This is a genomic window from Pseudomonas sp. 7-41 (assembly GCF_021233075.1).
Classification (GTDB): domain Bacteria; phylum Pseudomonadota; class Gammaproteobacteria; order Pseudomonadales; family Pseudomonadaceae; genus Aquipseudomonas; species Aquipseudomonas veronii.
This window is the reverse complement of record NZ_CP089551.1, coordinates 3,714,295-3,729,235: the sequence shown is the minus strand read 5'-3', so window position 1 is coordinate 3,729,235 and position 14,941 is coordinate 3,714,295. Positions and strand designations below refer to the sequence as shown.

Here is a 14,941-nt window from a genome sequence, read left to right as displayed (position 1 = left end):
GGCCTTGACGTCGGTCATGCGCAAGGGCACAGGCCATGGCCTGGCCCCCGCGCTGAAGTCGACCGAGGTTTTTCGCTCAGTTCTTGAAGGTCGAGTGTTTACGGCCCTGGTCGCACAGGGCGAACACCACCACCAGCAGTGCCGCGATCGCGAGGATAATCACCACCCCGCCTGTGGCGTGGGTCGGTGACGCGGCCACCAGGGACAAGGCTCCCAGCGGTGCCAGGCCGCCGGCGATAGCGGTACCGATTTCGCGGCCGGTGCCGAAGCCCGAGGAACGCGTCTGGGTCGGGAATTGACGGCTTAAGAACGAGCCCTGGGGCGCGAACATCATGGGAGCGAGCAGGCCGGTGCCGACGCCGATGGCAATGTAGATCATCAGGCTGTCGCCAGTGTCGAGCAGGGCCAGGAACGGGTAGGCAAAAAACAGCGAGCAGACGCCGCCGAGTACCAGCACTTTTTTGCTGCTCCATTTGTCGCACAGCCAGCCGAAGCACGGCACCGCGACGATGGCGATCAGGCTGGCAATGGTCACCGACAGCGACGTGACGTGCACATCGACGCCTTTGAATTGAGTCAGGTAGGCCAGCGAAAACGTCTTGAAGATATAGCTTAGGGCGTTGTAGCCAATGGCTACGAAGAACACCACCGCCAACCCCTTGAGATCGTTCTTGAACAGCGCTTTGAGCGGCGAAGGCTTGGCGACCTTGGGTGCCTGGCTCAGCTCCTTGAACTCCGGGGTTTCCGGAATGCTGTTGCGCACCCACAGGCCGACGCCCACCAACGCGATACTGCAGATGAACGGGATACGCCAGCCGCCTGCCAGCATGAAGTCGTTGCCATTGATGGTCAGCAGGTACACGGTCAATGACGACAGGAGCAGGCCCAGGTTCAGGCCCAACGCCGGCCAGGCGCCCTGGCTGCCGCGCTTGCCTTCCGACGCGTGCTCGTAGGAAGTAACCGCCGCGCCCGACAACTCGGCCCCGGCGCCCAGGCCCTGGATGATCCGGATGAACACCAGGATGATCGGCGCCCAGATGCCGATGGAGGCATAGCTGGGGATCAGGCCGATCAGCGTGGTACACACGCCCATCATGCAGAAGGTCAATACCAGCACCTGTTTGCGGCCGAACTTGTCGCCCAGGTAGCCGAACAGAATGCCGCCGAAGGGTCGGGCGATAAAGCCGATGGCGAAGGTGGAAAAGGCCATGAGCGAGGCGGTTTTCGGATCACTGTTGTCGAAGAAGATCTTCGAGAACACGATGGCCGCCATGGTGGCGTACAGGTAAAAGTCGTACCACTCCAGCATCGATCCGAAGATCGTGGCGGCGGCGACTTTGCGCAGGCGTTTTTTGCTTTGTGCCGGCGTTTCCGGGGCAGCGGTATGCGGTGTTGCCGTCATTCTGTACTTCCTTCTGAGTCATTATATTTATTGTCAAAGTGACGCTTGTGGCGATGGCCCGGGAAGGGCCGGGGATGCGGTGTCAGCCGGGTGTGAACATGCGATCGGCGATCATTTCGCCGATGGGAATCGCCGAGGTGGCGGCGGGTGAGGGCGCGTTGCAGACATGGAGCATGCGGGGCGTCTGGGCGAACAGAAAGTCGTGGACCAGGCTGCCGTCGCGCATCACGGCCTGGGCGCGGATGCCTGCTTCGTAGGGCAGCAGATCTTCGCGGTTCAACGACGGGCAGTACTTGCGGCATTGCTCCAGGTAGCCGGACTTGAACAGTGAGTTTTTCATCTCGACGCTGCCCGAACCCAGGTTCTGCCAGAGGGTTTTCCAGAAACCGGGGAAGCTGGCGTACTGCGCCACGTCGCGCCAGTTGATCGAGAACTTGCGGTAGTTCTCCCGGCCCAGGCCCAGCACGGCGTTGGGGCCGACCGTGATGCTGCCGTCGATCATCCGCGTCAGGTGCACGCCGAGGAACGGCAGTTCCGGGTCCGGAATCGGGTAGATCAGGTGGTTGACGAGGTTGTTCTTCGAGGCCGGCAGGCGGAAGTACTCGCCGCGAAAGGGGATGATCTGGTGGTCGATCTTGACCCCGGCCATCGTCGCCAGCCGATCCGACTGCAGGCCGGCGCAGACCACCAGGTGCCTGGCTTGCCACGCTTCGCCGCGGGTGTTGACGGTGACCTTGTCGGTGTCTTCCGAAATGGCGGTGACGGTGCGCTCCAGGCAGATCTCACCGCCTTGTCGGCGAATCACCTGGGCCATGGTTTCGCAGACTTCGCGGTAATCGACAATGCCGGTCGCATCGAGAAACAAGCCGCCCAGACCGATGATGTTGGGCTCGCGCTGGCGCAGTTGGTCGGCGTCCAGGCGTTCGACATTCAGCTCATTCAACTGCGAGCGCGCATAAAGTGCCTCCATGCGCTGCATTTCCAGGGGCGTGGAGGCCACCAGCAACTTGCCGCACACCTCGAACTTGATCCCGTGTTCGCGGCAAAACCGTTTGGTGGCCTCGGCGCCGCGTTTACACAGATCGGCCTTGAGGCTGCCGGGGGCGTAGTAGATGCCAGCGTGAATCACCCCACTGTTATGCCCGGTCTGGTGCTTGGCCAGCGAGGCTTCTTTTTCCAGGATCACCAGTGAGGCGTTGGGCTGGCGTTTGAGCAGCTCCATCGCAGTGGCCAGGCCGACGATGCCACCGCCGATGATGCAGAAATCGTAAATCATGGTTTGGAGTACCTAAGGGCTGCACATTTCAGTCTGCTTATCAGGTTGTCAGACTAATGTTTTTGTTAAAAAAATGGCGTGCCTGAGGCACGCTGCACAAAGCTTGGATCATTCAATTCGTGGCAGGCAGCTCAAGTTGCAGGCGTTTGGCCGCTGCGCGCAGGTGCGCTTCGGCATTGGCTGCGGCCGCTTGGGCATCACCGTCGGCGATGGCCTGGTAAAGCGCCTGGTGTTCCTGGGTGGCGTCGGCCGAGCCACTGGCAAAACGCGACGCCGAGTTTTCCCAGGCGGTTTTGCGCGCACTGGCCAACTGGCTGCGCAGAAAGTCGTGGAAGGCGACAAAGTAGTCATTCTTGCTGGCTTCGGCGATGGCGCGATGAAACTCGACATCGGCGAGGGCGGCGGCCTCGAAGTCGGCGCGCTGGTCGTGCATTTCCTGCAGCGCCTTCTGCATGCGCTGCAGGTCGTCGGGATCACGGCGTTGGGCGGCGATCGAGGCGGCCTGGGTTTCGATCCACAGGCGCACTTCGAACATCTGCGCCAGGTCCGGACGACGACCGTTTTTTTCCGGGAAGCGAAACACCGTGCCCGCAGGGGTTTGCGAGATAAATGAGCCCAGGCCACGCTTGGCTGTCAGCACACCATCGGCCTTGAGTTGGGCAATCGCTTCGCGCACCACCGAGCGGCTGACGTTCAGTTGTTCAGCCAGTTGCTGTTCAGTGGGCAAACGCGACTCGGGCGCCAATTGGCCAGAATCGATTTCGGCGCGGATGGCGCTGACGACCCGTACAACGAGCGAGTCAGGGCGCTGGAGCTCAAGCATGGAAAAAACCTTGGTAGTCAGGTTGTCAGACAATAGAGGTTACGCTTTTGCCTTGTCAAGATGTTGCCGGAGATGTTTGCAGGCTGTCCGGTCGTTGGGTCGATAGGCTCGCCGTCGAGACTAAGGCGCATCGCGGCCGTGCGGAAGCTCGACGGTATGTTGGCTCATTCGACGAAGGCGGGGTTTTCCAAGCGTTGCTTGAGCTGGTCCAGCGCAACCGTGGACAGCTCCACCATGCGCTCGTGCAAGCCGGCCAGTTGCAGTTCGGTTTCATAGGTCAACACGCGCTTGAACAGCGTGCCGTCACGACAGGCGTGCAGGCTGTAGTGAATCGAGCCGTCGACGGCCAGGGAGGTGAATACCGCCTTGAATTCTTCCGGCGGCCGGGCGATCTGCACGCGGTAACTCATCGGCACCCGCACGCCCAGCAGGTCGATCACCTCGGTAAAGCGCGTGCCGGCGGAGAGTGAACCGGTGGTGCCGGTGTCGGCACTGAGGGAGGTCGGGTGCCATTCGTGCCAGCGATCGGGCTGGGTTACATAGTTGTAGACAGCCTCGATAGGCGCTTGGATAAAGCGTTCCTGACTGATCCGCTCCAGGCGGACCGACTGCTCGACAGCGCGCATGGAACACCTCCTGTGTGGTGAAACTCTGCACCCGGAGCTGTCAGGATAGACCTACTCCCATGCATTGCACGGGAGTGTCTCATTAATTTATCACTGCACCTTGAAGCGGCTCATCAGCGCGATCACCCAGGCATTGGCGTTGAGCAGGCTTTGCGTATTGGTTTCAGTGGCATGGCCGCTTTGCACCCGCTCTTCGACCATATGTCGGATATGGACCATGCTGCGGTTGATCCACTCGGTCACAGCGCTTTGCTGCTCGGCAGCCGTGGCGTTCTGGGTGCTGAGGTTGTTGATATGGCTGACCGGCTGGCGTGTGAAGGGTGTACTAGAGACCGTCCCCCTGAGCACTGAGATCAAATCGGTAACTTTTCCTAAGCGGTTTACCCATTTCTTCGAGCAGACCGTTCTCAGTGAAGGGTTTTGGATTAATGGTGCTTGGTGGCGTGGCGGGGTCGTTATCGAGGTCAAAAGGTTCTGCATCGCTGGGCAGGCCAACGACTTGGTGTTCTAAATGCGGGACGACGTCCGTTCTGCCTGATTCCCGACGTTGGGTACTCTCACCCGCCAGGAACGTGCCGGTGGCGCCATTGTAGGCATGCCCAATCTCGTGAAAGAGGCCGTTTACGGGAAACCCTGTAAAGGTACCGTCAGCTCGCTCCCGGGTAGACTGGGGGTCATAAAAAATGTGGGCACTATTGGCGCCCAAACCGGCCACACCATTTTGGATGATTCCCTGCTCCGATGGGGTGAGAGCTTCGTATGCCTCAGGTGTCAGCTCGTCCTGATCAGTTCTCCAGAAAATGTATGACGTGTTGCCCGAGTCACCTCGTTCGATGGTGACTTTGCCGCCGTTCAGCACGGCGAGTTCATCCATTTTGGCAAGGGTCTGTTGGCCTAGCGGCGAACTGCGCAGGAATTCGAGGTCGTCGGTTACCCGTTGTTTGAACTCCAGGTGCCCGTCTTTCACGATGAACGCCTGCTCGCCGGCGTTGCTGGGTTTGACCTCGGTGAAAGCCGAGCCTTGGGTACGGTCGAAATGATCACTGGCGTTGGCGTAGATACGGTCCTTGCGCTGATTATTCAAAATGGTGTCGTGGCCTTTCCCTGTATAGAAGGTGGTACGGTCGCGCCCTATAAGAAGGTCATCGTCATTGCCGCCATGTGAAACCGTATGCCCGCTGCCTGAGACGAGTACATCTTCGTTGTCGCCACCGTCCAGATAACTCTGCTTGGTGGCGGGACCGTCGCCGGCAATGAGCAGGTCCATGCCCTTATTGCCATACATCACGGCATGGCCGCTTCCCCCAAGGATGGTGTCGTCGCCGTCATTGCCCTCGGCATAGCCGAGACCACTGCCCAGTTGCAGGAAGTCCTTGCCGTTCCCGCCATAGAGTCTGCTCCGGCCTCCGCCTGCCCGGATGTAGTCGTTGCCATCGCCCCCTTCAACGTCAACACGAAGCTTGACGTCATCGTCGATTATTACCGTGTCATCGCCCCCTTGGGTTTCGATCCAGAGGTGCTGCTCCGGGCCCTGTTTTTCTTTGATGTCGAAAAAATAGGGCTTGTCGTTGATCAGGATTTGCAGCTTGTCGCCGGGCCAACTGCGTACATGGATACGGTCCGAATGGTTACCGCTTTCCACTAAAAGCCAACTGCTCTTAATCTCCGGCTTTTCGGGGTCCGATGTATCCCAGTCAATGAGTCGACTGATTGTCACGTCGCCGTCAGTGTGCAGCGGGTGTTTTCTGCGGTTACTGTCGTCTGGCGTCAGATCGGATGGGGGATCGTAAGGCGAGGGTTTATCGCGAGGGGCAGGTTGTGGCGTGTGGGTATGAGTGGCTGCGAAATAAACGAGAGGAAATAGCATCGGCGGGGCCTTCACATTCAATGAGGTGAGCATCTGATTGCGCATCAGGGCTGCCCATTCCGTGGTGGGTTGGCTGAAAGTGTTCCGCAGGATGGCGAGAAGCTTGGTGCAAAATGTTTCGTGCCGGCGGTGATCGGCGGGCCAAACGCGCCCTTTGAAGGCAGGTGGATAAGCGACGGCTTGAGCGGTCTCGCTCTGCGCAGGGAGAGCGAGACGCACGTGTGATCAGCGGTGGTAGTAACCCGGGCCGCCACCGTAGTAACGGTGGTCATGCCAGCCACCACCGTGTGGGAAAATGATGCAGCCGCTCATGCTCAGGATGATCAACAAGGGAATCAGCAGTGTGATTCGACGGAACATTTCAAAATCCTCTAGGGTACTCATAGATTGAATCAGGCGACGGGCAAGCCAAAGTTTTTCATCGCCTGTAACATGAGACCCTGCCGACCCGATTCCATCCCCTCCAGCGGGTATGTATTTGGCATGTTCGGCGATACAAAGTGGATACATTCTCAAGGTTCAGGAACCCGTCATGACGCAAAAGCAACGTTTGAAATACTCGATTCTGATCTCCCTGGTCGTACTGGGGACGATGTTTGGCCTGTCCTACTTGCAGAACACCGGGGTTATCAGCGAAAAAACGTTCCAGTACATCGCCATTGCGGTGGCGGTCACCGTGGTCGTGATCAACGGTGTGATGCGGCGCAAGGTCAAGCCCAACTTCTGATTCAGCTGCGTGGGTCAGGCGCGGCCTTCGAGTACTTTGGCAGCCTCTTCATGGAGGCTGTAGCTTTTGTCGGCATTGAGGGTGATCACGCCCTCGCTGCACAGGCGCTTGAGTACCTCGCGCACGCTGAGAAACGACAACGGGATGCCCAGCTCCAGCAAATGGCTGTGTACCCCGCGTACCCCAAGGGTGCGCTGGTTGTCGGCGGCGGTGAGGAGGGCGTCGATGACCTTCAGCCGGATCAGGCTGGTGCGCAAACCAAAACACTTGAGCAAATGGCGGATGCGCTGATTGCCGTGCTGTTCAGGTGCGCTGCCGAACGCTTGGGCGCCTCTGCCATGAGCGGCCTCGGCGGTCGGTGAATGTCCGTCCGTGGGCAGTTGCGAGTTGTACATGCAAAAAACTCCTTATCAGAGCCTGATCAGGAAAATGATGGCGCTGTTACCTAATAAGACGAACGAGCGATGCAAATCATGAAGTGCCGGATGTAGAAAATTTGTCGGTATCCGCTTTGTCACATTGCAATCGCTCTGGATAGACGTCTTCTAGCTGCTGTTCCCGTCACACCGGCCACACTTCGCCGGCGAAAATCTGCAGGTCGCCGGTCAAGTCATCCGCAGGGGTGAGGGTGCCCGAGGGGCCGGGGCGTGGGTCCGCCGAGCGAACGCCGTAGTTAACGCGTCCGGCTCTTCCATACACGGCGATGCCGGTGGCGCCGGTCAATTCGGAGAGGCCCAGAACATTCTGGGTGGTATTGAGATGATGGCGCCCTACCAGGGCAACCCACTTGTCATCGCCTGCGTGTTGCTCGATGGTGCGGGTGGCGTAGTAGTTGAACTCTTCGAGTCGTCGTTTGGCCTGCGCAGGTGTCTTGATGGGGCCGCCGAACAGGTGGCGTTCGTCGTTGTGCCGCGTCAGGTAAAAATGGTCAAGCGGTACGATTTCGATCCCGTTGTCTTCGAATTTCTTCAACAGTTCGCCCAGGGTCGGGCGTTGGTTGGGAGGGCGGTATATGAGCCCGATCCGGCCCATGCCATCGTCTTTCCAGCGCATGATTTTGTCGTACACCAGGCCTTCGACGAATAGCTTTTTTACCTTGTTCTGAACAAACACATCGACGTTGTCATACAAAGTTCGGAAAGCCGCCAAGCTGCTGTGGGATTCGCCGAATACCAGGCCAGGCGCCGTGCGAAAAGCATCGGCAATCACATCGCTCGTTTTCTTTGGCGCGGGAATGTTTGGAAACTCGGGGCGGGGGGGCAGCCCGTTTGCGGCCATGTGCGTATAAAAATCGCGCATTTCCTGGGCGAATTTCTCATGGGTTGCCTGCTTTCTGCTGGGGGTGAAATGGCCCTCGATGGGGCGGCCACGAATGCTGCTCACGTACTCGGCGTCGGGCAAATGGTCGATTTTACGCACCGGCTCGACTGGCAGCCCAGCCGGCGGTTGACTGAGTGGCGGACGTGACGGTCGGCTCAGCGGGTTGAAGCGATGATCGCGAGCCGATCGCCCCGGGTGTTGGGCAGTGGGTGAGGGCGGCATCAGCGTATGGACAGGGGTGAATGCGTCGAGTGCGGGCCCATAAGGCTGCATGGCGTCTGAATCGAAGGCATACCATTTACCGTGTTGGCGTATGGCCGAGCCTTCCACTTGCTGCGTACCCACCTGTAAAACGCCTGTTGCGGCGGCCTCGTAACGTTGGCTGGCGATGACCAGCGACTGGCCGTTGGCAGTGCCGCGCAGCTTGCGGATGCCTTGCGCGCTGGCGCTGATGCCATCCGTGACAAGTCTGCCTGCACCCACCGCCAGGTCAACGCTGCCACTCAACGGGTTGAAGGCGTTGAGTGCGGTGACCCCGAGGATTTTGCCGCCGCGCGCCAAGGCACCCAGGGTTGAACCCGCGTTTGTCACTGCCTTGCCGAGCTTTGCGGTAGCGCCCAACCCGGCCGTCACAAAGCCAAATATATCCAGCGCCAGGTCAATCGCGCCGTCCTTGTAGTGACCGTTGCGCAAGTGGGTGATGGCCGAGCGGAGGGGGATCAGGTTCAATAATGCGTCCGTTGTTGAACTCACCCATTCGCGTCGCGCCTCGTCCGGGGTTTCGCCTGCGGCGTATTGCTTGACGGCAGGCTCATCAAACCCCAACGCCTTGATCAGTGCGTCGGCGATGTAGTGGGTTCGCGGACTTTGGAACGTGTTGAAGGTGGGGTATTGCGGTTCCTTTTCTTCGGCGTCGTAGTTGTGGGTTGAGCGATTGGGATGAAACGCTTCGATTTTGTTGACTTCGTCCGACACGTATTGGTGGGGCCGGCTGATCCTGCCCTGGTCAACCTTGGAGATGCTGCCGGTTGTGGTATCGAATTCGTATGTCTGATGGCTGTTTTGATATTCGCTGTGTACGAGGATCTTTGGGCTGGTGTGGAAGAGCTTGTCTTGGGCGAAAGGAATCAAGCTGGTGCGGTAGTCGTTTTCCTTGAAAAAACTGATTTTTCCATAATTGAGGCGTGTTCGATCGGCCAACGGCAGGCGGTCAATGGCACTGATGAGTGAGTATTTTTTTACCTGTTTGATAGTGTCCAGCGCGTTGGTAAATGCCGTGTCGAACACCTGCGGGATATTGAAAGACGGGCTTCGGGTGAACTGCGCAAACGCCTCAAGATCGATGTCGGCGCGCGCGCCTCTGACCAGCCAGCTCTGCGCGTCGATTTCCAGCCTCTGCTGAGTGATGTCGAGCATCGAATAGGCTTGGCTGAAGCGCGGGGCCTTGGGGTCGTTGGATTTATAGTTGATGTGCAACACGCGATCCTCAAAGTCATCGCGTTCGCCGAAGGTGGCTTTCAGCAGATCCAGCGCCATCTGTTTGCGGCTGGGCAGTGTCGCGCCGACTTCTTTGGACGCGGCGCTCAATTCGCTGTGTTGGGTATTGAAGGCTTCGCGGGTGTACTCGATTTCTGCGTTGTTGTACGCCGCATCGTCTTTGGCGTAGAGAAAACCGTTCACCACGCCCCAATCGATCAAGGCGGCCTTCTGCGCCGCTTCACCCGCCGGTGCTATTGAGTCGGCATGGCGCATGACTTCGGCAAAATCCATGTGCATTGCCTTGCCGGGTGCCTGGGCTTCAATCGCAGCCACGGCGATGCACAAGTTGGCCCATGCCTGGCTGCCGTACACCACCGTGGCGGGAATATCCTTGACCAGATATTGCGGCGCCACCCGTGCCAGCAGCAACCTGGCGCCGAGATCCGCGCTAGCGAGGGAAGTCTTGCCGCTGTCGCTCAGGTGTTTGGCCAGTGCGCTGATCATACTGGCTGGCGACATGCCCCAGTGACTGTCGGCAGCGAGGTTGAAGCCCGCGACGGTATTTCTGCCAGGCTGTTCGATGGATTCGGGGTCCAGCCCCAAGTGGATCGCGCTCAGTACATAGTCGTTTGCGCTGGTATCGGTCGCGATGCCGCCGACCTTGGCCTGTATCGCCTGGCCCAGCTCCTGCGCCTTGGGGGTATCGAGGAGTTTCTCCAACGCCTTGGCCGGGTCCTGTAGCTCGGTACCGGATAGCGGATTACCTTCCAGCAGATACCCCAATGCTCCGCGCCGAGGGTCGAAAAGGGGCAGGCCCGGCAGTTTCTCGGTGTTGTCGGCAACGACGTCGCGCACCACGCGCTGGTGTTCCACGCTCAGCGGCAATGCCCAACTGAGCCCGCCGCCCAAGTTGCCCAATGGGTGCGACAACGAATGATTGATCAGTGCGTCGGCCATGTCGAAAAGGTCTTCACGCGTGGCCGGAATGTACGTGCCGTGGTGTGCGATGAAACGCTCAAGGCTGATTTTCTGCGGCGATTGATGCTGAAGCGCCGAGTCTGGATCGACGTCCATCAGGGTTTCTTGCAGTGCGCGCAGCACTGCTTCGGCGCTGGCTTGCGGTGCCAGTGACTGGGCGGCCTGCTTGAGTTGGCGGGCGAGCGTTTGCAGGTTGCGCCTGTGCGCCAATGCGGTTTTGAGGGCCTGGCGGTTGTCATTGCTGTCGACTTCTTGCTCTGTAGGCGGGTCTTCGACCGGAGCCATGTCGTCGGTCGCTAAAGCCGTGGGCAACAGCGGGTAAACAGGTTGCTGGGACGAGCCGGAGGTTAGGGTGACGGATGTCATGCTGAGTACCTTCTTTCACACGGTGAGGCAGTCCTTGCCGACGAACGCCTTTGTATGAAGGCGCTCGTTTGGGTGTTGAAAGCAGGTGCTTGTGTTCCGCTTGCGGGCGGTGCGGGTTGTCAGTATGTGTAACGGAGGCCATCGGCACTTGGACTGGTCACCCTCGTAGCGCAGAAAATGACGCGGCCGCATTCGTACCTAAATTATTCGCGGGCTTTTGCGTTCTTACGTTGGGGTGATTGCCCTGTGAGGCGGTTTAATCTGACGGTGGGGTCTGCGTGATTATTTGTAACGGGTTGTCCAGGGTGTGTGTGACGGCGCTATTGCTGGGCGTGAGCCTGGCCGCATCCGCGCACGAGGCGGTGGTGCAGGCGGCGGCGGACATCCGACGCACCAGTTTCGGTGTGCCCCATATCCGCGCCAGTGATGAGCGCGGTCTGGGCTTCGGCATCGGTTACGCCTATGCCCAGGACAATCTGTGCCTGCTGGCCAACGAGGTGGTTACGGTGAGCGGAGAGCGCGCCAGGTTCTTTGGCCCTGAACAATCGACCCTGGAGGAGCGCAACAACGTTACCAGCGATGTGTTCTTTGCCTGGCTGAATACGCCAGAGGCGGTAGCCTCGTTCTGGGCGGCGCAGAGCCCACCGATCCAGCAGCGTATCGAAGGGTACGTCGCCGGCTACAACCGTTATCTGACAGAGCAGGGCGCTCCGGCCCAGTGCCAGGCGGCGTGGGTACGGCCGATTACGCCGCAGGATGTGATCAAGCTGACGCGCAGGCTGCTGGTGGAAGGCGGCGTCGGCCAATTCGCCGAAGCCCTTGTCGGCGCGACGCCGCCCAACACCACCGCCCATCGGCAGGGCGACGCCAAGGCCTTTGAGCTGGCCGCTGCGCATCAACAGCGTTTCACTCTGGACCGAGGCAGCAACGCCGTCGCCGTGGGCCGTGACCGCTCATTCAACGGGCGTGGCATGCTGCTGGCCAATCCGCATTTCCCCTGGATCGGCGGCATGCGCTTTTATGAGATGCACCTGACCATCCCTGGTCAACTGGATGTAATGGGCGCTGCACTGCCGGGCTTGCCGCTGGTGAATATCGGCTTTAACCAGCATGTGGCCTGGACCCATACCGTCGACACGTCCAAGCATTTCACCGTGTATCGCCTGACCCTCGATCCCAAGGATGCCACGCGCTACCTGCTGGACGGTAAATCCATCCCGCTGGATAAAGCCACGCTGACGGTGCAAGTCAAACAAGCCGATGGCAGCCTCAAAGAGCAGGCGCATACCGTCTACCGTTCGCAATTCGGCCCGGTGGTGCAATGGCCTGGCAAGCTCGATTGGGACAACCGTTACGCCTTCAGCCTGCGCGATGCCAACCTGGGCAACGACCGCGTGCTGCAACAGTGGTACGCGATGAATCGCGCCGGCAGCGTCAAGGAGCTGCAAACCGCGGTACACACCCTGCAAGGCATCCCGTGGGTCAATACCCTGGCTGCGGATGACCAGGGGCAGAGCCTGTTCATGAACCTGTCGGTGGTGCCCAACGTCAACGCGGCCAAACTCGCGCAATGCAGTGACCCACGGGCCGGCCTGCAATTGATCGTGCTCGACGGTGCCCGCAGCGCCTGCGCCTGGGACGTCGACCCGCGCGCTGCCCAAGCCGGGATCTTCGCGGCCGACCAGTTGCCGCAACTGGAACGTACCGACTACGTGCAGCATTCCAACGATTCGGCCTGGATGGTCAACCCCAAGGCGCCCCTCACCGGTTTTTCCCCAGTCATCAGCCAGGACAACACTGGCCTCGGCCCCCGCGCACGTTTCGCCGTGCAACGCCTGCAGTCGTTGGACAACCGGCCGATCAGCGTTGCCGACCTGCAAAACATGGTGATGGACAACCAGGTCTACCTCGCCAGCCAGGTGATGCCCGATTTGCTCGAATTCTGCGCCAAGCACCTCGGCGCCGACACCGCCACGCTGCAACCGCTGTGCGCCAGCCTGCAAACCTGGGACCAGCGCGCCAACCTCGACAGCGGCCTGGGCCTGGTGCATTTCATCAACCTGATGCAACACCTGCAGCACAGCCCTGACGCCTGGCGTGTCGCCTTCGACCCGGCCCAACCCCTCACCACCCCACGCGGCCTGGCCATCGAGCGAGCGCCCGTCGCCAAGGCCCTGCGCGAAGCCATGCTGGCCTCGACCGTCGAGGCCGGCCAACTCGGGCTCACCGCCAACAGCCGCTGGGGCGACCTACAAGTCTCCGGCCAGACCCCAATCCACGGCGGCCCGCAACAGCTTGGCATCTACAACGCCATGCAAACCGTGCCCCGCGCCGATGGCAAACGCGAAGTGGTCAGCGGCAGCAGCTACCTGCAAATCGTCACCTTCGACGCCAACGGCCCCCGCGCCCAAGGCTTACTGACATTCTCCCTGTCCAGCAACCCTGCATCGAAATACGCAAAGGACCAGACACACGCATTCTCCGAAAAAAACCTCCGCCCGCTGCCCTTCAGCGAAGCGCAGATCAAGGCCGATCCGCAGTACCAATCGCAGGTCATCAAAGAGTAGGGCGCGCACGCAACCCCTTGATGCCAGGGCAGAATATTTTTTGAAATCAAGGGGTTGCAGGCAAAAGCAAATGAGTACATAATGGCGCCCATCGAACGCAATGAAGCATTAAAAACTTCAATGTATTCAATGAGTTAGAGTAGAGGCACGCTTTACATAGCCCACTCAAGTTTGTATGCGGTGAGTGCCAGCAACCAGGGTACTGATCGTTTGAGGCCGAGTAGCAAAATGGTTATGCAGCGGATTGCAAATCCGCCTACGCCGGTTCGATTCCGACCTCGGCCTCCACTCTTAAAGCCCCGTAGATCAATGGTCTACGGGGTTTTTTAATGCCTGCGATTTAGGAACCGTTCCGCAACTTTTGGCATTCGTTCCGCAACCCCCTGCGGTTTCGGTCGCATTCGGGGAGCGGAACGGCACCTGGTAGCGTCGTTATGCGGCGGGTTATTTCGTGGGTTTTACAATCTCACCAACGCGTCGATAGACCTTCTTGGTCATCTCTTCGGTTGTGTGTCCAAGCAGGCGGCTGGCGTGTGTCAGCTCGATCTCGCTCGCAGCTTTCGGGCGGATGTCCTTGAACTGGAATTGGCGGATCAGCACTGCCAGGTCGCCGTCTCCGGCGGCGCCGGCTTTGATGGCAGCTTTTTCGCGTGCTTCGTCCCAGCGGTTGCGGAGCATCTGCTGGCTCATCCGAAGGCCGGCTGTGTTGGTGATCAGCCTCGATGTTTTTATACCGTTGAGGGCACGGCGTTCCTGCAGGTCATTGATAAAGGCGCTCAGCCCAGACTGAACACCTTCCTCCTCCAGTCGTAGGCGTAGCTTCTTCGCTGTCTTGCCTTGTTTGACCATCAGGAACTCGGCGTCCAAATCAGTGGTCGCCACTTTCAGCACGTCGGCGGGGCGCTGGCCAGTCAAGTAGGCAAGGTCCATAGCGTCCTTGAGTTCCTGTACGGCGGCGTCGTACACGGCATTCCATACGATATCGCCGGCGTAATAGTCCCGTGGGGTCTCTTTGTTGCGTCGTACACCGAAGCAAGGGTTTGCGTTGTTGGTCAGGCCCCACTCGCGTGCGATCGTGAACATGTGTGACAGCAGCGCGATTTCCCGATTGGCCCTGACCTTTGCCGTCCTGGCATCCCGGTACTGCGCGACCACCTGGGGGGTTATCGAATCAATGGGGGCTTTCTCAAAGGCTTTCCTAAGTTGTTTGAGTTCCTTCATGTTGTCGGACTGGGTGCGTATCCCCTTGGTCGGGATGATCTCTTTCACGTACCTGTCGAACAAAGAGCCCAGCAGGTGGCTGGGCTTCGGTGGCGCTCGACGCTCCAGCCTGGCCCATTCCACTTTGGCCTGGTCGAGGTCGGCGCCCAGGGGGATTTCTTTGCGTTTGCCCTGGGCGTCTCTGCCGTTGTAGTAATAACTGATCCACGTCTTACCGCTCTTGCGCTTGTGGCATCGTCGGATCATCCGTGGGGGTAGGTCCCGGTTGGCTGTTGATTTCTGGCGCATT

General features: G+C 59.5%; 11 protein-coding genes, 1 tRNA gene and 1 pseudogene. 3 read left to right on the top strand and 10 right to left on the bottom strand.

From position 1 onward, the window contains the following. Nucleotides 1-76: 76 nt before the first annotated feature. The 7 genes and pseudogenes from LQ249_RS16675 to LQ249_RS31530 form a co-directional block, all read right to left on the bottom strand. Nucleotides 77-1,402 carry an MFS transporter gene (locus LQ249_RS16675; protein WP_232565681.1) on the bottom strand — a complete coding sequence of 442 codons (1,326 nt, stop codon included), beginning with the start codon at nt 1,400-1,402 and terminating at the stop codon, nt 77-79. Between the two features lie 82 nt (nt 1,403-1,484). Further along, a complete protein-coding gene (gene lhgO / locus LQ249_RS16670; protein ID WP_232565680.1) occupies nt 1,485-2,678 on the bottom strand; it encodes an L-2-hydroxyglutarate oxidase in 1,194 nt (397 codons plus the stop codon). A 112-nt stretch (nt 2,679-2,790) separates the two neighbouring features. Continuing rightward, entirely contained in the window at nt 2,791-3,501 is a 711-nt protein-coding gene (locus tag LQ249_RS16665) for a FadR/GntR family transcriptional regulator (RefSeq protein ID WP_232565679.1), read from the bottom strand. Between the two features lie 164 nt (nt 3,502-3,665). Further along, nucleotides 3,666-4,127 (bottom strand): SRPBCC family protein, encoded by a 462-nt coding sequence (locus LQ249_RS16660; RefSeq protein ID WP_017846383.1) that lies wholly within the window; start codon nt 4,125-4,127, stop codon nt 3,666-3,668. A gap of 90 nt (nt 4,128-4,217) precedes the next feature. After that, nucleotides 4,218-4,430: pseudogene (locus tag LQ249_RS16655) on the bottom strand (methyl-accepting chemotaxis protein); the annotation flags it as partial. Nucleotides 4,431-4,452: 22 nt separating this feature from the next. Further along, nucleotides 4,453-6,213 (bottom strand): M91 family zinc metallopeptidase, encoded by a 1,761-nt coding sequence (locus LQ249_RS16650; protein WP_232565678.1) that lies wholly within the window; start codon nt 6,211-6,213, stop codon nt 4,453-4,455. Nucleotides 6,214-6,219: 6 nt separating this feature from the next. Continuing rightward, complete coding sequence (locus LQ249_RS31530; protein ID WP_017846380.1) at nt 6,220-6,354, bottom strand: hypothetical protein; 135 nt, start codon at nt 6,352-6,354, stop codon at nt 6,220-6,222. A 172-nt stretch (nt 6,355-6,526) separates the two neighbouring features. Between LQ249_RS31530 and LQ249_RS16645 the strand changes: the two genes are divergently transcribed. Then, the gene (locus tag LQ249_RS16645) at nt 6,527-6,721 is read left to right on the top strand and encodes a hypothetical protein (protein WP_017846379.1); all 195 of its coding nucleotides are present in this window, start codon (nt 6,527-6,529) and stop codon (nt 6,719-6,721) included. 14 nt (nt 6,722-6,735) lie between these two features. On the opposite strand, the gene LQ249_RS16640 is transcribed toward LQ249_RS16645, so the two are convergent. After that, nucleotides 6,736-7,116: a hypothetical protein gene (locus tag LQ249_RS16640; protein WP_017846378.1), complete on the bottom strand. Its 381-nt coding sequence runs from the start codon at nt 7,114-7,116 to the stop codon at nt 6,736-6,738. A 166-nt stretch (nt 7,117-7,282) separates the two neighbouring features. Beyond that, nucleotides 7,283-10,864 (bottom strand): membrane-targeted effector domain-containing toxin, encoded by a 3,582-nt coding sequence (locus tag LQ249_RS16635; protein WP_232565677.1) that lies wholly within the window; start codon nt 10,862-10,864, stop codon nt 7,283-7,285. Nucleotides 10,865-11,142: 278 nt separating this feature from the next. Here LQ249_RS16635 and pvdQ point away from each other — a divergent pair, with 278 nt between their 5' ends. Next, nucleotides 11,143-13,431 carry a bifunctional acylase PvdQ gene (gene pvdQ, locus LQ249_RS16630; RefSeq protein ID WP_057004592.1) on the top strand — a complete coding sequence of 763 codons (2,289 nt, stop codon included), beginning with the start codon at nt 11,143-11,145 and terminating at the stop codon, nt 13,429-13,431. Between the two features lie 214 nt (nt 13,432-13,645). Beyond that, nucleotides 13,646-13,719 (top strand) — tRNA-Cys (locus tag LQ249_RS16625). 156 nt (nt 13,720-13,875) lie between these two features. On the opposite strand, the gene LQ249_RS16620 is transcribed toward LQ249_RS16625, so the two are convergent. After that, complete coding sequence (locus LQ249_RS16620) at nt 13,876-14,940, bottom strand: tyrosine-type recombinase/integrase (RefSeq protein ID WP_232565676.1); 1,065 nt, start codon at nt 14,938-14,940, stop codon at nt 13,876-13,878. Nucleotide 14,941: the final 1 nt, after the last annotated feature.